Raw genomic sequence first — 18,959 nt, 5'->3', positions numbered from 1 at the left:
TATGCTATTTACACCGTCCATCCTCAATGCACAGATACGAACGTGTTAAACTTCAGATACTCATAATGGAAGCGCATATGCGAGAATTCGAACGGCGTGCCGTTATCCAGGAAGAAGATCCCCTCCATAATTCCTACGGGTTCATTCTCCTTCAGATGGAGCAGCTCCTGGTCATTCGGCATTGAAGGCTCGGCAAAAATAGACAAAAAGGACTTGGTCACCGCCAGATTGCGCGATTCCTCCAGATAATGAAAAATCGACCCTTCGATAATCGTCTGGTCGAGATTTTGCACAATTTTGATCGGAATATATCCCGTCTCAATCATGAAGGGCGCACCTTCAAACAGGCGCAGACGCACGATCTTATACACGAAATCATGGGGCATCAGGAACAAATCCCGCTGAAGCTCCTCCGTAGGCCGGATGACCTCGAAGCTCAGCACCTTGATCTCCGGCTTCTTGCCGTGCATCTGGAAGTTATCCGACACCCCCAGATTAGAGCCTTCGTAATTGAAGATCGAATCGTTCTTTATGTATAACGGATTGATGAAGGTGCCGGAGCCGCGTTTCTTGAAAATAATGCCCGAGCTCTCCATCTTCATCAGCGCACGCTTAATGGTACTGCGGCTAACCTGATACGCCTCGCTGAGACTGCGCTCATCCGGCAGCTTCATATCGGCGTACTGCCCGGCAAAGATCTTCGTTTTGAGGTCAGCAATAATCTGCTTGTAGACAAATTGGGTCATGGGATGCTCCTTCGCCGGATCTTTGCAGAACAAGTTCATTCAAGATTAAATATATCATAATTTAGATAGGGCAAAAAGGATGAATCCACGGATTCACCCTTTTTGACGCTTGTTATCCCAATCCCTATACCATTTGACAATCTCCCGGCTCGGTTTCTCCGCAACCTCTGCTTCCATGACCGTTTCCAGCAATACATACTGTCTTTGCACCAGAAAATGAAAGCCCATTCTATCCGATATTTGCATGTACAATAATTGCGCCTGCTCCTCTAACGGATAGCGGGTGCAGACCTGTTCAATGTGCTTGAAGGCCTGTTCATATTCTGCATTCCCCATATACCAGCGGACCAGATTCAGCTTCAGCCGAATCCACTGCAGCTGGAATCTCTGCCGCTCAAGCTCCGCCCACACATAATCGTACCCCTCCAGATATTCGCTCTTGAACAGCTTCAGGATTCGTTCGTATTCGGGCAGTGTGTCATTCGAGAGCTCTAACCCCGCTTGGATAAAGCGGTCAAACTCATCAACGTCCAGGCAGATTCCATTCAGCTTGAGCAAATAGCCGTCCGCCGTATTTTGCAGGAGAATCCGTTCTCTGCTGAAGGGCTCCAGCATCTTGCGGATATGATACACAGCGGTGTATAGCTGCGGATAGGCCCTGTTCGGATCAAAATCAGCCCACAGCAATTCAATCAGAGTGGCTTTACTGACCACTTTGCCGCGATGATGCAGCAGATAAAAAAAGATTTCCTGCGCCTTCGCCGTTCTCCATTGCAGTGACGGAAGCTCCTGACTCCCTTCGTAGATCCGGAAGGCATCGAGCATCAGCATTCTCCAGCTTGTCTGCGCTGACGCTGCCCGGGCTGCCAGGCCAGGCTTCTGCTGAGCATTCAATCTCTGGACTGTAAGCTTCAGACGGTCCGTATGAATCGGCTTAAGCAAATAATCCAGGGCATTCAGCTCAAAAGCCTTGATCGCATACTTATCATATGCCGTTACGAATACAACCTGCAGATCGGGTCTGCGTTCCAGCAGCCTTTCCGCCAGCTCAATCCCGCTCAGCTCCGGTAAATGAATATCGAGAAACACAATATCGGTCTCGGTCTCCTCTACCTTTTGCTGCCCTTGCAGCGGATCGGTATATTTGCCGATAATCTCAAAACACCCAAGCGCATGCAATTGGCGTTCCAAAGCCTTTAGTGCCAATTCTTCATCGTCAATCAGGATTGCTCTCATTCGGATCTCCTTCGCAACTGGAAATCGGTACGGTTTTATAACCATTATACTTTAAATTTAATGATTTAGGGGCTGGAGGAGAAATGATCTCTCCTCCAACCCCTATCCATTTATTCTGTAACCCGTTGTTCCTTCTGTTCACTGTCGATCCGGTACTGATGGTCGATGACAGCCTCCTGGATGTCCAGGTAGGCCCAATGATTCTTGGAGACATCCGGGAATTTCACCGCATCTGCTCCATGGAGCGGGCCGCGGTTAAACATCTGATTAACAATGACTACTGCTTCCGCCCGGGTCAGATAAGCATTCGGCTTGAAGCTGCCGTCCGGATAGCCCTTAAGCAGGTCTGCCGACACGTTGGCTTCAATTACCGCCTGAGCCCAATGTCCAGTGGTATCGCTGAAGCCTGATTTTCCGTCAGCCGGTACGGCAAGCTTCAGGTAGTTGGCAGCAGCAGCGGCCATCTCTGCTCTCGTAATCGGTGCATTGCCCCGGAATTTTCCGGCCGGATCCCCCTTCATCACGCCCTGTGCATTCACAAAGGCAATGGCTGCTGCCGCATAATGGCGGACAGCCACATCCGGGAAGGGAGGAGTGCCTACAGCCGCATTAGCATCATAGCCCAGATTCCGGGCAATCATGAGTGCCATCTGCGAGCGCGTTACCCGTTCGTCCGGCTTGAATTGACCATCCGGGAAGCCAACGATATAGGATACATGTGTAGCAGGCGACTGATTATTGAAGTTGATAATCGTAAAGGTACTGAATTTGCTTACCGAGAATTCCAGTCCAAGCAGTCCCTCTTTATAGGTAACCGCTTTGCCTTTGACAACCTCTTTCGTGCCGTCGGTATGTTCAATGAAAATACCGAGCTGTGCGAGGAATGCATTACGCGCCGCTTCATTCGCAGGCAGCTTCACATCTCTTAGCGGCAGGATCAGGGTTACCGCCCTGCTGGACAGGTTCGTCTCAATGGTCATCGGTCTGGCGACCACTTCGATTTTGTTATCCTTGGCCACTTCGCGGACCACAGCTTCAAGCGTGGCTCTCTTCTCGATTTCACTCCGCTCTGCTGCACTTCTCACCGGCACCAGCCGGAAATAGAAGTCTTGTCCGATGCCTTCCAGCGATTCATTCGGAACACGCACAATTGCGTTCTCCGTATAGATTTCCAGTACAATGCCGTTCTCTTTCAGCAATTTGGCGGTTTCCGCCGGAATCTGGACATTCACTTCGCTGACATTGTCCGCCGCATCCGGGATGATTACACGGGCAATGCTTTGTCCCGTCTCTTTCGCCATCTTCACCGCTTCTTCAGCCTTATCCTTGGTGAAGCGGACCAGATCAGTGATCATGCCATTGCTCTGAGTGGTACGCTGTACAGGCACTTTCGTGATGCCAGCCGCATTGGCTCCGCCGATGGCCACATCCACCTGAATCACTTCGGTCTTGGATGTTTCAGGAGCTGCTGGAGCCGGAGCGGAACCTCCGCCTCCGCCTGAAGATACAGGCTCTTGTCTGGTAATGATCATTGTATACGTATTCGTTCCGCCTGCGGAATCCTTGACGGTAACCAGAACTTCATTCTTGCCTACTTTTAGAGGGAGCGCTTTGCTCCATTGACCGTTTGTAACCTCTACCGGAGCTTCACCGGCAATACTGAGTGTTACCACAGCACCAGGATCAAGTGTAACCGGCTTAAATGACATTTCATATACACTGTTCGCTACGGATACATCATAGCTTGCAGTTTCAGGCTTGAACTCAGGCTGCAGTGTGCCGCTCGAAGGATCAAGCGATACGAGCTTCCCGCTTGCGCGGATAACCTGAATTTGGTATTGCCCCAGCTTAACGCCCGGACGCTTCGCATCCACAATATCTACCTGGATGATGTTCAGCCCTTCCTGAAGCGGCAGCTTGCTCCAGTCTCCGTCAGGAACCTCTACACCGTTCAAGCTAACCTTGCGCAGCGTATCGTTATCTCCTGCCGGGGCAAGATTCAGCGCAATAGTCCCCGTCTCATTAGGCACGGTCGCCTGATAGCCGCTTGGTACATCCGGCTGGAAGGCTGGACTCAGCGATACCGGCTTATCCCCTGCCGTTAATCCCAGACCGTTCTCCGGCAGCTTGCCGCCGTCGGCGATATATTTGCCATCCCCGCCTAGGTCAATGCCCGGCTGCAATCCCGTAAGCGGGTTATTCTTGTTGCCGTTCTCCGTAACATTGCCAAGCTCTGGATCGTAGCTCAACATGCCACCGTTATGATCAGCGGGAATTGAAACGATCAGTTCATTGCCGTTAATCTCAAAAGGTGCCTGAAGCGGCACGCCGCCGTAAGTGAATCCGGCCAGATCGGTCAGATCGTTGATCGGCTTATTGAACACCAGCTTGAGCTGCCCCGCTTCGGGATAAGCAGCAACGAGCTGAAGCGGAATCACATTGTTATTCTTCGTGATGCCTGACTGCTCGCCGGCCTGGATCGGCTTCAATTCGTTCAGAACGTTGCCTTCAGCCGTAACATTACCGGCAGCGGGATCGTACCCTACGATCAGCGCATCATCAGGACCAAGCGCTTCCTCCAGAACGACTTCCACTTTGTCGCCCTGTACGGACTTCACAGCAATAACCTTCCGGCCATCAATGGTCAGTCCGGTGAGATCAGCATCAGTCAACGCAGAGCCTACAGGCTGGTTGAACGTCAATACCGCGTGATCCGGCTGGCCTTCGTTTACCGCCACATGGGTCAATTCCAGCTGCGGTACCGTGAACGGCACCAGCTTCGTTTCTGTTCTTACTTCATCGCCGAATGTCTTGGTCGAAGTCACCGCCACATGGTAGGAGCCCGGTGCCAGCGGACCCGGCAGCTTGGTGTCCCACTTATAGACATCATCGGTTACGGTAATCCCTACCTCAAGGTCGAACAGATGCGCATTCGGGTGGACATCCACTTTATACACAGCAGCCGTAACCACCGAATCGAGTGCAGCTTGTCCGGTTACCGGGAGCGGGAAGTCTGCTCCATATACCTCTGTTCCCTTAGCAGGCGTCTGAATTTCCAAGGAATCACCGAACGGTCCGTTCGCAATGAGCGTAAAGTCGGACACTGGCTCTTTCCCGGGTGTCTGAGCCTGGATTGCCGACTCTGCGGCATCATATTCGATTCTAACCACAGGGTCATTAACCAGCGGGCTGGCCAGGGTCAGAATAATGACACTAGGATCTTGGTCGGATACTACAGCATTCGTAAGATCCACCACTTTTCCGTCCAGTGTCACTCTGAAGTCATCCGTAGGGTCGGCATCGCCTTCATTGAACTTAACCGGCTTGTCGAACTTAATGGATACCTGATTGTTGCTGCCCTCGGTATAGCTTGCGCTGTCAGCTACAGGCGGTTGCTTAACCAGTCCGGCAATGGCATCCTCCAGTCCCTTACGGGCGGCTTCAATCTCTTCCGGGGAAGCATGGTCATTTTCAAGGACAGTGTTGGCATCATCCACTGCCTTTTGAAGAACGGCCAGAGACTCCTTTGTATAGATCTGCGGAGCAGTATTCAGATAGCCCTGCGCTGTAGTAGCATCCGTTTTCAGCTGTGTTTTGTCCAGCAGTGTAATGGTTGTGTTAATGCTGGTGGTGGAATCGCCTGGCATGCCACCGTATTCTACGAGGTAGGCATTTACTGCGTTGTCAATTGCGTAGTCGTTCCATTTCCCGCTGGCAAAGATATGCACTACATGTTCAAAGGTAGAGTCATTGGGCTCCCCCGTATCCCAGTTATTGTGCATGGTATGCTCGCTGCCGAGACCATAAGTGGTATCCGTCACCGTGGCAGAATCATTTTTTCCTCCATTAGCACCACTAGCATTGTAACCCTTATAGAAAGGAAGTCCCGATTTGCCTTCGTACTGCAGCTTTCCTTCGGGTCCGGTTACCCAGCGCCAATCACCATAACCATTATATTTGTTGTTCTGCAAGGCGAACACACGTGTATTGGCCCTTCCGTTCGTCTCGGAACGAGCTACATCTTTCCCGCCAACCCAACCAATTCCTCTAGCCTTCTCCGCAATAAAAGCGTTCTCATCCGGGTCGGTAATCGTCGCTAGATACCCTTGGCGTCCATAATAGGTCCGCTCTTCAGCCTTCGCTAAGGCATCCGGCCACTTGATGTTTGCACCATTTGTCACATATTCATAGAAATGGCCATTCTTATTAAAAGCGAGTACAGGTCCGAGACCGAAGGTCAGGCTGCGTTCACCCGGCGTGGTCATCGTAAATTTGGCATTCTCCAATACCTGCTGGTAGACTTCGACTGGCGCATTGCCTGTTAAGATGTAGGCCCCGTTGCCCCCGCTAGTCGCAACTGTAATTCCAGTGCCGGATGTAGCGAATGTCATCTGATCGCCCGTTTTATACCCGTTAATGACAACCGTAGCCCCTGACATCATTTCACCCGCTTCTGCGGTGATAGAGAGCTCCGGGAAGGTTAAGCTTACAGCACCCCCGCCATCTTTGGTGAAGTTCCGGTACTCTTCTGAAGTAATAATTTGTTCTGTACCATCATTATCATCCGCTACAGCCGCATGGGCCACGGGTCCGGCCAGCGCAAAGTTGGCAGCAACCAGCGCAATCGACAACGAGGCTGCCAGAGCGCGGGAACCTCTTTTATTCCATTTCTTCGATGTTGTCATCTTTTTTTGTTCTCCTCATCTAAAGGGACTTTTATTGGATCAGCCGACACTTCCTATTGTTCATAGACCGCTTGCCTGTTACCTGTAAATTCCTCCCTTCCTATGCAGGCGTTCACCAAATCGTACTAACGGGATACCGACAGGTTGTGTATAATAATCTCTTAGTTTCTAATACTATCCGACAGTCCTCTACATTAACTCTACAAATCCCCTTTTTTGTGACAAAGATCATTGCATAATTGCGAATCTCCTCTCAACCTTGTGTTGCGGTTCATTTGAAAAGTTAAAAAAGACACCCTAAGGGTGCCCTGGTTGATCCTACGGATCGCTTATTTTCGTTAATTCACCGGGATATACATCTTCTGAACCTCCTGCACCCCGGGCTTAAACCCGAGATTATAGTACACAGATTCCGCATCATTTCCCTCCATTACATACAATCTCAGCAGCGGATAAGCCCCCTTCAGAGTGGTAAGGGCTCTTTGCAGCATACGTGTAGCCAGTCTTCTCCCACGATAGGCCGGATTAACGCCAATGCTATAGACTGCGGCCACATCATCCTGGAGACACAGCCGGCAATTGGCAATGAGCTGTCCCGTCGCCTTATCGAATACCAGCGTGGAGGCCTGTGTTAATTTCTCATTAGAGTAACTAGGATCAGTAGGCAGGAAATCTTTCACAACCGTTTGCTTCCGCCGGGTTGCATCCAGTCCGCCTCTAAAACTCTCAAAATCACAGCGGGCAATCTCTTCTGTGAGAATAAACCGCTTATCCCCGGCCTCATTCTCCTCTACTTCGGGACTTTCAATCCGCAGATCATCCTCCCAGTCCACTTGGAATAGTTCTGTAGGCCGCTGCATCCAGCGGCATCTGAATTCATCCGGCCAGAAGCCTGCCCGTGCGTATAGCTGAACCTGATCCGGCAGAACCTCATAGGTCCGTATCGGTTCCTTCCGGTCAGACCACTGAATCAACAACTTTTTAAGCTGCTTCAATATTCCGAATGAATCGTTAAACGGAGGGATTACAAAGAGATGGTAGATCACATTCGGTGACATCCGGACTCCGCCGATTCTACTCTCCCCCTTGTATATCCAAAAGGCATTCCTGCGCGGATTCGCATAAACTTCTTCTCTAAAAAAGCCGTTATACTCCATGTTATAATAGACGGAGCAATATACTCCCCACTCCTCGGGCTCTGCTCTCCGGATAGTCGATTCACCATTTAAATCGTAGGATATCGTATCTTCAGACCATTGCTTTACACTCATCGTGCACTCCTCCTTATACCTCTAGCCATCCGGCTGCACTCACATAGACCTTCTTTTTGATCTTAACAAGGCCATGTGCCCATTCAAATATAGGAAACTGCTATAAAAAGACTCTACTGTTTGTTTTTTTCTCAAATATAGGCTATATTGTCAGACCGCAACTGTCTTATAATGGAATTGGGCGGGATTCTTCGGTCATTTATGAACGCGCGTTCATAGCCCTGCCTGTCATCTATCATGAGGAGGAATGGTTATGCAATATGGTCATTTTGACGACAAAAACAAAGAGTACCTGATTACGAAGCCGAATACGCCTGCTCCTTGGGCCAACTATCTCGGCTCGCCGGAATACGGTGCGATTATCTCAGGTAACGCCGGGGGCTACAGCTTCGTGAAATCCGGGGCCAACGGACGGCATATCCGCTATCACTTCAACTCCAAGGACGAGCCTGGGCGCTACATTTATGTCAAAGACCTGGAGAACGGGGATTATTGGTCCGGCTCCTGGCAGCCGGTAGGCAAGGATCTGGAGCAATACAAGTCCGTCTGCCATCATGGAACCGGTTACACGAACATCGTCTCAGATTATGACAATATTCATACCGAGTCCTTATACTACGTACCGCTGAACAAGACCTATGAAGTATGGCGCATGAAGATCCGCAATGACGGTACTGCGGCTCGCAAGCTGGCCCTCTTCGGCTTCGCCGAATTCACCAATGACAACAACTATGAGCAAGATACCGTGAACCTGCAATACACGCTGTTTATTTCCCGGACCTACTTCAAGCACGATAAAATTCTTCAAGTCATCAATGAAAACATCGCGGGAGAGCAAACCTGGAGATTCTTCGGCGCGGCTGGAGCAGAGGTGGCCGGTTATGACGGGGACCGCGATACATTCCTTGGAGATTACCGCAGCTACGGGAATCCGCTCTCCGTGGAGAACGGTCAATGCTCCAATTCGCTGAACTATAATACCAATGCCTGCGGTGCCCTGCAGCTCAATGTGGAGCTGCAGCCGGGAGAAGAGAAGGAAGTCGCCTTCCTGCTGGGACAATATGATGAAGAGGGAGCCTCCGGCATTCTTAGCCACTACCAGGATTTGTCCGTGGTAGACCGGGAGCTTGAAGAGCTGAAGACCTTCTGGCACAGCAAGCTTAACCGCTTCCAGGTGCAGACCCCAAGCAGCAATCTGAACCATATGATCAACACGTGGAATGCTTACCAGTGCTTCATTACCTTCATCTGGTCGCGTGCTGCCTCCTTCCAGTACTCCGGCCTGCGCAACGGGCTCGGCTACCGGGATACGGTGCAGGACATCCAGGGCATTATCCATCTGGACCATGAGATGGCTCTTGAACGCCTGCGGCTGATGATCTCTGCCCAGGTATCCAACGGCGGCGGGCTGCCGTTGGTGAAATTCGACCATAATCCGGGTCATGAAGGAACACCGGACGACCCTGAATATGTACGGGAGACGGGACATCCCTACTACCGGGCCGACGATGCCCTGTGGCTGTTCCCGACGGTTATCAAGTACCTGAATGAGAGCGGGAACTGGGACTTCACGGATGAGGTCATTCCTTATTCAGATCAAGGCGAAGCAACGGTGTATGAGCATCTGCGGCAGGCGCTTCAATTCAGTCTCGACCGGATGGGTGCCCACGGCATGCCGGTTGGACTTCATGCCGACTGGAACGATTGCCTGCGGCTCGGCGCCAAGGGTGAATCACTGTTCGTGGCCTTCCAGCTGTACATGGGCTTCAAGGTTTTCACGGGCATCGCGGAGAACAAGAACAAGCCGGAGGATGCCGCATGGGCGCAAGGTCTGCTGGAGGAGCTGGACGGTAATATCCAGAAGTATGCCTGGGAGAACGACCAGTTCGTCCGCGGCTTCACCGAGGACAACTATACCATCGGCTCGTGGGAGAACGATGAGGGCCGGATCTGGCTCAATCCGCAGAGCTGGTCGGTGCTCAGCGGCGCGGCCCGCCCGGAACAGGCCAAACTCGCCATGGACAAGGTCTATGACAATCTGCGGACCGATTACGGCACGATGCTGTTCTACCCTCCATTCCGCAAATACGGCTTGCCGGTAGCACTCATGGCGCTGTTCAACGCTTCGACCAAGGAGAACGGCGGCATCTTCAGCCAGCCACAGGGCTGGCTTATCCTGGCGGAGACGATGATCGGTAACGGTGAACGCGCGTTCGAGTACTTCCTGAACTGCAGCCCGGCCACCATGAACGACAGTGCGGAGGTCCGTAAGCTGGAGCCTTACGTCCACGGCCAATTCGTGGAGTCCAAGGACAGCCCGTATCAGGGCCGGGCCCATGTCCACTGGCTGACCGGCACGGCCTCCACCGTCATGGTCTCACTGGCAGAGGGCATTATGGGCGTTCAGCCGCAGAAGGACGGCCTCCGTCTGGACCCGTGTGTCCCTTCGGACTGGACCGACTTCTCCATGGTGCGCGAATTCCGCGGGAAGAAGCTGAACATCCAGGTGGAGAACAAGAACGGCGTCCAGAAGGGCGTCTCCCGCATCGTCATCAACGGCGAGGAGATCGAAGGCAACCTGATTCCTGTGTCCCGGATGGCGGCAGAGAACGAAGTGCTGGTTGTGATGGGGTAGACCGGAGGTGTTAGTTTCCTGCCCGATAAACGTTAAGAAGCCGCCTTGGTTTGGCGGCTTTTTTATACTCATATCCGTATATGCTACTTCAAAATCTTATTCAATTCCCCCTAAAGAGCAACTACTAGCCGTGGAACAAAACATTCGACGTTAACTTGGCATTACACAGATACCCTGCGCTTGATTGTGATCGGTTTTCCGATTACATTGGTCCGTGCGCCCCCACCTGGCCCATTGTGATCGGTTTTACGATTACATTCGGTCCGCACGCCTCCTCCTGCCCCATTGTGATCGGTTTTCCGATTACATTCGGTCCGCGCGCCTCCTTCTGCCCCATTGTGATCGGTTTTCCGATTACATTCGGCCTGCCCATGTCCTCTCCATAGCCTGAAACTATCGTCCCCTCTATAGCAAAACAAAGGCAGGCCGCCGGGAGCTTCCCGGCAGCCTGCCTGACTATCTTTTATAACCTCGGATCGATCTCCTTCTCCTTCGTCACCTCGAACAACAGGTTCGCGGCAATCTGCTTGTAGGTGCTGTTGTCCGCCGAAATATCCTCCAGCTTAATCTCCAGCAGCTGCTTACCCAGCCGATGCTCGGCCAGGGAAGTACGCAGCTTAGGTGCGATATTCTTCTGCTTCATCAGCTTGGAATACTTGTGCGGGAATCTGTAGTCGTAGCCGTAAATAATGGACAGGTACCCCGGATTGCGGACCTTCAGGTAAGGGACCACTCCCGGTTGCTCTTGCTCCGGCTTGATGACGATGCCTTCCATCTGCTGCTCTACGGTAATTGTGGCGAAGAACGCCTCTGCGCTGCGGTACGCTTCCGGGTCCTTCAGATCCAGCACCAGAATCTCATCATCATTCAGGAAGCGGTATTGCTCTGAGGTCGCCCCTTCAGGCACCCGTTCCTCCCCGCTCTCCAGCACCTCCTTCAAGATGGCAAACGGCTTATACGCAAGCTCCGCATCTCCGGCATACAGCTCCAGCTGCTGCTTATACACCCGGTACGCCTCGTCCCGCTGGTCAAGCCCCACATAGGCATCCCGGATACTGCGGACATGCTTATATGTCTGGTATACATGGGCGCCGTAGCTGGTGTTAAGCGCATCTTTGGTCAGATGATGCTGGTCCTGCTCGAACCCGCTGGCTTCATATTCCCGGATCAGCTCACTGAGCGACTCCTCGAACCCGTGCTCTCTCAAGAACGCTAGCTCATTCTCCAGCGCCCGCCCAATCGGCTGGAACTGGCGTTCAATCAGCCCTTCCCCGAGCGCCTTCCAGGGTAGAAGTTCCCCGTCCAGCAGCAGCACACGAATGCCTTGCTCCGCCATATACGTTCCGAACCGGTCTAGCAGGCCTTCATAAACCAGCGTCAGATCGACAGCTTTGACCTTATAACCGTTGCGGCTAACCGCGTAGCAATGATCTACGTCCCGGTACAGATACACCGTGCAGCGTGATCCCATATACTTGGGCTGAAGGACCACTTCAGACACCCCGCGTCCGGCAAAATAATCCAGACCCTTGCGCAGTGACTCCAGCTCGCCTGCTACATCATCCTTATCCGCTGGCGACATCGTCCCGGAGATGAAGTTGACCTTATTCTGCGAGGAATAGTGCAGCCTGCGCATGGACTCCGCATCCAGCTCCTCCACAGAGACCGTGCTCACTTCGCGGAAGAGAACCGGCAATTCTTCCGGCAATAGCTGCTGGCGGGATTTATGGCTTTTGTAGAACGGCTTGAAGGTTATATGGACAGAAGTTAGCCCGTTCCCATGCACGGCTCCTGTGTCGAGATGAAGCTTGTTCTTGATGCGGAACGTCTGTTTGGCGGCAATATGTCCGAACAGATGGAACGGATGGTTCCCCTCCGCCTCCTCCTTCAAGAAGTCCAGCTGCTGCTCGTACGCAGACTCACGGTCCAGCCGGAAGTTGCGCTGATGGCGCAGCGAGTTCGCATCCAGCTTCCCGATATACTTGTTGCGGCAAGGGGCATGCGTCACATAGAAGGAAGGCCCCCGATTCCCGATATAGCGGTAAAACGGCTTCGCACTCTCCACCAGCACGGAGAATTGACGGAACAGCTCCTCATCTTCCTGTAATACCTGAGTGGAATCGAAATAGGTTCTCAGCAGCTCCGGCTCAGTCCCCTTGATCTCCCCCCGCAGGTACTTGTAAACGAAATTCTCATGGTTACCCATTACGAACAAGAAATGCTCCTGATTGCTATACAAGAACCGGGTGATCTCCCGGGTCTGCTTGCCCTTATCGATCCAGTCGCCCGCCAGGATGATCCGTGTATTCTTCAGCTTATCCGTAGCGCTTAGCTTCCCTTCTTCAATCCGGTAGCCGTAGCTGCGCAGCAGCCCTTGCAGCTCTTGAACACACTCGTGTACGTCCCCGACCACAATGTATTCCTGCTCCTGTGGAAGCACCGCAGCGGCATACGCCTCCCAGTCCTGAATGTGCACCCGGTAATCCGGGTTCGGCCGCTTTTCCTCCGAATCATCAGTACCTTCCAGACCTTCCAGCAGAAAATCCTTGGCCCGCACCTTATGAATACTGTGGTAGCCCTCACGGGACAGCACTGGCAGCACTTCCCGGCGCAGCCGGTTCAGGTGACCCGAGATCAGCTTCTTCGAGCGCTCCGAGGCATAATAATCCTCCCGTTTGCGGTAATCGAACAGAATGACCTCCAGATTATACTGGTTCTCCTGGGCAATCGCCCGCACCTTGCTGCGGTAATCCTCCGCGAGACCTATCGTATCCATAATGACAAACTCTGCATTAATCGGCCAGGAGGTGACCCGCTTCAGCCGCTCGAACAACAGCGCGAAAGTATGCGAGCTGGCCTCCAGCATGACCTGGTCGTATTTATCGTAATCGTAGCCCAAGAGCTCCTGACGGATCAGGTCCGAGGAGAGGTACTGCACATTCGTGCGCAGACCTGTAGTGCTGTCCTCAAGCCTGAGCTGCGGGATCAGAACTTTTTTGGCAAAAGTAGACTTCCCGCACTCCGTCGCTCCCACCAGCATGAATATGGTGTGTACCTTCGTCTGAATGTCCATGGTCTAACCCTCCTGTCTGCGCACAACCGCGCTCTGTGTGGTACGAATGTCGCCCACCCGGTCGCCCACGAGTGAGAACTCGGCTTCTACGCCCAGCCCTTGAAGTGAGGCAGTCAGCCACTCTTCGAACGCCGCCTGACCCTTTTCCCACTTGTGATCCTCATGCCGGAAGCCCTCCAGCTGATAGTAAGGATTGAAATCCGCATTCGGCGTAGTCACAATCAGCTGCCCGAAATCCACATGGCGGATGATCTGCCGGATCAGCGCAGCCGCTTCCGTCTCACTCATATGCTCCACAACCTCAGTCAGTATGATATCCACCTGCTCTCCGTTGTACAGCTCCAGGAAATGCTCCAGCGAGCGGAAGGTGACGATGTTATCGAGCTCCTTGGCCTTTGCCTTCCGGTTCACGACCTCCAGCAGCTCCTCGTTGATGTCCACCGCATAATAAGTACCTTCAATCTTGCCGGCATACGGAATGGCGTAGAAGCCTTCCCCGCAGCCGATATCCAGAATGGGCTTATCGAACGGAAGCACACCTGAGATGAACGTTCGCCGCTGCATCGCCGTACTGCCATATTCCAGACTAATCGGATACAGCTCCGTTTGCTCGACCGCCGCCTTGTACCGCTTGAACTGCTCCCGGGTCTTCAGGAGATTCCGGGCGAACAGGCTGCGGATATAGAAGGGGGCGTCCATCACGTTCAGACTGCGGATATATTTGTCCAGAATCCGGTCCGAAATATCGATATATTCATCCCCGAAGATCGATAAGAATAAGGACAGCACACTGACTACATGCAGAAGGTGGTATAAGCTTAGCTGCGTAGTAATGGTCAGGGAATAGCTCTTATGCGCCTGATGCTCCAGGATGAACGTATAATCCTTCAGATGCTGCTCGAAGAACCGGATGTAATGCAGGCGCTCGACATGAATCATCTGGATGGTAAAAGAGTGCTCAAACCCTTCCGCATCCCGCTCATCCCGCGCCTTAAACGGGGTAGAGAAGAACTCATTCACCGCATTCAGCGGGAATAACGGGGTGTTATAGCGGGAGACATTGAGGTACTCGAAGCTCTCGCCATCGTTCTTTTTATAGGAGACCTCATTGTCAGCATCCTTGAAATACACATTATAAGTAGCTTCATCCGAATACCAGCCGTAAGCGATCCCCTGGCGGACCGGGCGAAGCTGCATGCCGCTCTGCGGATTCTTGCGGATGATGAAGCTCAGCTGCGGGTTCGTTGATCTCAGTTGTATAATAGCCATGATTGTGTTCCTCCTCTACAAATTCAGTCCCCACACTTCCTGCAAGGCCTCCCGGAACAGAGCATCAAGCTGCCCGTCCCGATTGTCCGTCTTGGCACTGAGGTATGCCACCGCTGTCTTCTCCAGCTCTTGCAGTTGCTCCTCCAGATACTCGTTAATCACACTCAGCCGCGGCTCCAGGTCCAGCTCCTCACCTGACCGCTTCCGGACCAGCAGTTGCTGCACAACCGGCCACAACGGGCCGTCCTGCGGGATCAACCGTTCTACCAGCACATCGAATGCCATCGGCGGCATCTCACCGTACCGGTGAATCCACTCACAGGCCAGCACCGGGCGCAGCACATAGAAATACTTTTTGATATTGACCTGCTCCCCTTGCAGGTAATCCCGGTAGTTGCCTTTGGCCATGTTCAGGTAATGGTACATACAGGATTTCGGCGAAAAGGTATACGGTGAAATCCCCCTAAGCTGCTCCGCCACGCTGAACTTCTCAGCATACTGGATCGGGGATTGCAGCCACTCCAGCAGCGGCGGGTTGGATTTGTGGAACAGCTTGAGGGCTTTGCGCAGATCCCAGCCGCTAAAATCCAGCATATTGTTAATAGGACGCTCTATGACATCTCGTGCATCCCATATGGATAAATACCACTCCGGCCGATGCAGGTAGATGAACCGCACATCGTAATCGCTGTCCTGCGAGGGGAACCCCCACGCCCGGCTGCCCGATTCACAGGCATAGAGGATCGTCACTTGCTCCTCTTGTTCAATCTGCTTCAATTGCTCATGGATGAGCGTATGTATAGGATTCATTCCATCCCTCCGTTCCAAGTCGGTTTCACTGGCCTTATCTTCCCTCATTTTGCCAATGTGGAACAGGGTGTAAGTATGGCGGCGGACAAAAATCTTCCATTTCAAGCAACTCTGGTGCTTAATAGAGGTATTAACTATTACAACTCATGAATGCGTTACAGGCTGGAGGTATACATATGGCCAAGGAAAGCTTCGATAAAGAAATACAGTTTCTCCGTATGCTGTCACTAGCCGGGGGAGCTTACAGCAGGCAGCAATTCGCCGAGCGGCTCGGCATTTCCGTACATACCTATGACAAAACGCTGCGCAATCTCAAGGAGATGGTGACCGTCCTGCAGCAGGATCTGACCGCAGAACAAGGCACCGAGCTGTCCGAATGGCTCCGCTATAATTACTATGAATCTGCCGATCCGCTGCTCCTGTTCCTGTTCCGGGCGAAATCGCTGAAGGAGACGGAGAGTATCCGGCTGACGCTGCTGTTAACCGCACTTCAGAGCGAGGAACTGACGGCCAAGGAACTGCATGACGGCTGTTGTGACCAGATGCCCGCCGATTCACCGCTGCCGGACGAGAAGACCATCCGGGGAGACCTGAAATACCTGGAGGAGGTCGGCGTGATTGTAAGAGTGAATGAGAAGCGTCCCTACCGGTACAAGGCAGCCAACGAACTGCTGGACCAGCTTACGGATGACGAGCTGCTCGACCTGTTCGATTATGTAGATGTCATTGCCAATACGCAGATTCCGTCTGTCCAGGGTTACCTCCTGCGTGACACCTTGAAGAAGGCACTGCGGATAAGGGACATTCTCCCCGAAGCCACGGAGACCCACCGGTACAAATACCATTACCATTCACGGATTCTGGATGAGGCTCATCTCTATACGATCTTCGGGGCGATTCAGCAGCGCCGGAGAATCAAATTCCTCTATCTGTCGCCCAAAAAAGGCATGAACTACACCTCCCAGAACACCAATCCCCTCTTCGAGCGGGAATCGGCAGGGATTACGGACAGTCTGCTTCCGCTGCGTGTCATCTACGATCATCAGTATGGGCGCTGGTATCTGATCGGCTATCACAGCCGGACCGGGATTAAGAAATTACGGATGGACGGCCTGACCCAGGTTGAGGAGGGCGAGCCTGTAGAAGAAGAGGAGTTTGCGCAGAGACTTCAGCAATTGGAGGCTCAGCTGGAGTATAGCTGGGTGACGGATACCAACCGTGCGGTGAAGGTCGCCGTCAGATTCTATAACCCCAGCCGGTCCGGCGCCAACTTCATCCGGGAGCGGGTCGAGGCGCAGGGGCAGTGGGGAACCATTACGGAGGAGTCCGATACGACCTTCCTGTACGAGATTACAGTGAACGAGATCTTTGAGATCAAGCCGTGGCTGCGGAGCTTCGGCTCCAGCTGCGAGATTCTGGAGCCCCGCTGGCTGCGCAAGCAGTTCATGGAGGAATGGAAGGAGATTAAGAGCTACTATGAATCCCTTTGAGAAAATATTCAACTTCCAGATCATCTCCCGCCTGGAAGAGGCCGGCTCCTTGGCGCTAACCTCACAGGAGCGTTCCTGGCTGAAGACGATGCTGGGGCATCCGGCGGCGGCTGAAGCTTTTTCAACAGAAACCTTACGTAAACTGAACTCCCTGCTGGAGCCTGAAGCTTCTATTGAAGTAGGAGAGATCATCATCGAGAAGGCCCGCAGCAAGGAGCGCCAGGTCTATCATCCGCTGCTCCGCCCCCTGCGCCGCATCATCATGCAGAATCAGGGAATTCAGCTCACGTATGCGATCAAGCATGGCGGGGAACGGACCGATCTGTCCGGCTTCCCTCACAAGCTGGAGTACAATATGTATAAGCGGGAGTGGTACTTACAGTGGTATAGCACCCGGCAGCGCTCACTCATGTCCACGAAGCTACGGAACATCGTGTCTGCCGATCCCGCTCCCATCCCCGCCTACCGTATAGAAGGCCTCAAGGCCCGGATCTCACGTCTTCTAGACGGTCTGAGAGAATCGGCCTGTATTCAGGTCATCCCTGTCTACAATGCCGAGCTGTCGCGGATCTTGTCCACGTTCTCCTGCTTCGATAAGTCCGTGGCCTTCGATGAAGCTACCGGGATCTACCGCATCACCGTCCACTACATGAGAGACGACAGCGAGTTCCTGCTCTCCCGCATCCGCTTCCTGGGCCTGCGCGTGAAGATCACTGAGGGCGAGCAGCTGAAGCAGCGTATGCTGAAGTCAGCGGAGATGGCGGTTGGGCGGTATGGGGAGGAATAGCCAGGTCTCTTACTCTATTAGCACTTCGATCATCGTCATAGCCCCGGCCTTGAACCCTGACACAAATGCAGCCGTCATATCCATTCCCTGCACTTGTGAATATAGCTCCAATAAAGACTCCAGCTCCTCGAACTCGCTCGCAGACAGCTTCTGCTTCCAAGCTTCGAGAGATTCGGTAATCTGACTGTTAAGCGGACGATAATTGGGGTCCTTGGAGATTATATCTTCATTAGGAAATAGACTTCCATGATATAGCGATTCAAGAATGTTGGGCATTGGGGCATCCTTCATAAGCTACATTATAGATTTATGATATAAATCAGCGTAGCATAATTACAGAGGCAACTTGGTACGTATACGCGTATCTATCTTAAATTTTTTTTGCTCAGGAGTGAAATTGCAGTGGGTAAAATTATTGTAGTGAAAATATCAGAATTGACCGCTAAGCATAAAATTTCTGTAAGAGAGTTGTCCAGAATCTCCAAGGTCCGCCATGCTGCATTGAGCGAGCTGGCCAATGGTAAACGAGAAAGCATTAATTTTAGTCATATCGTTAGAATAGCAGAAGCTTTAGACATTCAGGACATACGGGAGATTATTGATTTGGTTGACAGTAAAGAAAATAATTGATTTTACATTTAAAGATTAAAAAACAGGGGGAATATATATGAGTAAAGTCGTACTTTTAATTTCAAGTGTTGTTATAGGCGTACTTGTAATGGTGTCGCCAGGATTTATCACTGGGCATACCTTTAGTTCAACACAATACCAGGGGAGCCTCTATGTTGCTGAGTTTGTTGTAAGAAGTTTGGCATTAATTATTGGATTAGTCGTTATATATGATGGAATTAAATCCTTTTTTAAAAAACAGGTTACTACATAATACGAAGTTTGTAAGTGTATAGTAAATAATGAGCATTGAAATACTCACTAATAGAGTAAAAGGCGACCTCTGCA

General features: G+C 52.2%; 14 protein-coding genes. 5 read left to right on the top strand and 9 right to left on the bottom strand.

Annotated features, from left to right (window positions below):
• Window positions 1–23: 23 nt before the first annotated feature.
• The 4 genes from NST69_RS32590 to NST69_RS32575 form a co-directional block, all read right to left on the bottom strand.
• Complete coding sequence (locus NST69_RS32590; RefSeq protein WP_340995331.1) at window positions 24–746, bottom strand: GntR family transcriptional regulator; 723 nt, start codon at window positions 744–746, stop codon at window positions 24–26.
• 93 nt (window positions 747–839) lie between these two features.
• The gene (locus NST69_RS32585; RefSeq protein WP_342548112.1) at window positions 840–1,982 is read right to left on the bottom strand and encodes a response regulator; all 1,143 of its coding nucleotides are present in this window, start codon (window positions 1,980–1,982) and stop codon (window positions 840–842) included.
• A gap of 110 nt (window positions 1,983–2,092) precedes the next feature.
• Complete coding sequence (locus NST69_RS32580; protein ID WP_342548111.1) at window positions 2,093–6,667, bottom strand: S-layer homology domain-containing protein; 4,575 nt, start codon at window positions 6,665–6,667, stop codon at window positions 2,093–2,095.
• Between the two features lie 338 nt (window positions 6,668–7,005).
• On the bottom strand, window positions 7,006–7,938 hold the full coding sequence (locus tag NST69_RS32575; RefSeq protein WP_342548110.1) for a GNAT family N-acetyltransferase: 933 nt from the start codon (window positions 7,936–7,938) through the stop codon (window positions 7,006–7,008).
• 253 nt (window positions 7,939–8,191) lie between these two features.
• Here NST69_RS32575 and NST69_RS32570 point away from each other — a divergent pair, with 253 nt between their 5' ends.
• Window positions 8,192–10,573, top strand: coding sequence for a N,N'-diacetylchitobiose phosphorylase (locus NST69_RS32570; protein ID WP_342548109.1), 2,382 nt, complete (start codon window positions 8,192–8,194; stop codon window positions 10,571–10,573).
• Between the two features lie 202 nt (window positions 10,574–10,775).
• On the opposite strand, the gene NST69_RS32565 is transcribed toward NST69_RS32570, so the two are convergent.
• The 4 genes from NST69_RS32565 to NST69_RS32550 all read right to left on the bottom strand — a co-directional run bounded on the left by NST69_RS32565 (window position 10,776) and on the right by NST69_RS32550 (window position 15,725).
• Window positions 10,776–10,946, bottom strand: coding sequence for a hypothetical protein (locus NST69_RS32565; RefSeq protein WP_342548108.1), 171 nt, complete (start codon window positions 10,944–10,946; stop codon window positions 10,776–10,778).
• Window positions 10,947–11,036: 90 nt separating this feature from the next.
• Window positions 11,037–13,646, bottom strand: a complete 2,610-nt coding sequence (locus NST69_RS32560) for a metallophosphoesterase (protein WP_342548107.1) — start codon at window positions 13,644–13,646, stop codon at window positions 11,037–11,039.
• Between the two features lie 3 nt (window positions 13,647–13,649).
• Window positions 13,650–14,915 carry a class I SAM-dependent methyltransferase gene (locus NST69_RS32555; protein WP_342548106.1) on the bottom strand — a complete coding sequence of 422 codons (1,266 nt, stop codon included), beginning with the start codon at window positions 14,913–14,915 and terminating at the stop codon, window positions 13,650–13,652.
• A 15-nt stretch (window positions 14,916–14,930) separates the two neighbouring features.
• Window positions 14,931–15,725, bottom strand: coding sequence for a nucleotidyltransferase domain-containing protein (locus NST69_RS32550; RefSeq protein WP_342548105.1), 795 nt, complete (start codon window positions 15,723–15,725; stop codon window positions 14,931–14,933).
• A gap of 176 nt (window positions 15,726–15,901) precedes the next feature.
• Here NST69_RS32550 and NST69_RS32545 point away from each other — a divergent pair, with 176 nt between their 5' ends.
• Both NST69_RS32545 and NST69_RS32540 read left to right on the top strand, forming a co-directional pair.
• A complete protein-coding gene (locus NST69_RS32545; RefSeq protein ID WP_340956788.1) occupies window positions 15,902–17,215 on the top strand; it encodes a WYL domain-containing protein in 1,314 nt (437 codons plus the stop codon).
• The gene (locus NST69_RS32540; RefSeq protein WP_342548104.1) at window positions 17,202–18,002 is read left to right on the top strand and encodes a WYL domain-containing protein; all 801 of its coding nucleotides are present in this window, start codon (window positions 17,202–17,204) and stop codon (window positions 18,000–18,002) included. Before NST69_RS32545 ends, NST69_RS32540 begins: the two co-directional genes overlap by 14 nt.
• A 9-nt stretch (window positions 18,003–18,011) precedes the next feature.
• Here the strand turns inward: NST69_RS32540 and NST69_RS32535 are convergent, their stop codons facing one another.
• Window positions 18,012–18,278 carry a DUF6809 family protein gene (locus tag NST69_RS32535; RefSeq protein ID WP_342548103.1) on the bottom strand — a complete coding sequence of 89 codons (267 nt, stop codon included), beginning with the start codon at window positions 18,276–18,278 and terminating at the stop codon, window positions 18,012–18,014.
• A gap of 126 nt (window positions 18,279–18,404) precedes the next feature.
• On the opposite strand from NST69_RS32535, the gene NST69_RS32530 reads away from it, so the two are divergent.
• Both NST69_RS32530 and NST69_RS32525 read left to right on the top strand, forming a co-directional pair.
• The gene (locus NST69_RS32530) at window positions 18,405–18,632 is read left to right on the top strand and encodes a helix-turn-helix transcriptional regulator (RefSeq protein ID WP_342548102.1); all 228 of its coding nucleotides are present in this window, start codon (window positions 18,405–18,407) and stop codon (window positions 18,630–18,632) included.
• Between the two features lie 37 nt (window positions 18,633–18,669).
• The gene (locus NST69_RS32525; protein WP_339312274.1) at window positions 18,670–18,885 is read left to right on the top strand and encodes a hypothetical protein; all 216 of its coding nucleotides are present in this window, start codon (window positions 18,670–18,672) and stop codon (window positions 18,883–18,885) included.
• The last annotated feature ends 74 nt before the right edge of the window (window positions 18,886–18,959 follow it).

Source organism: Paenibacillus sp. FSL P2-0089, from assembly GCF_038595095.1.
Taxonomy (GTDB): Bacteria; Bacillota; Bacilli; order Paenibacillales; family Paenibacillaceae; genus Paenibacillus_AQ; species Paenibacillus_AQ silagei.
This window is presented reverse-complemented; position numbering and strand designations above follow the sequence as displayed.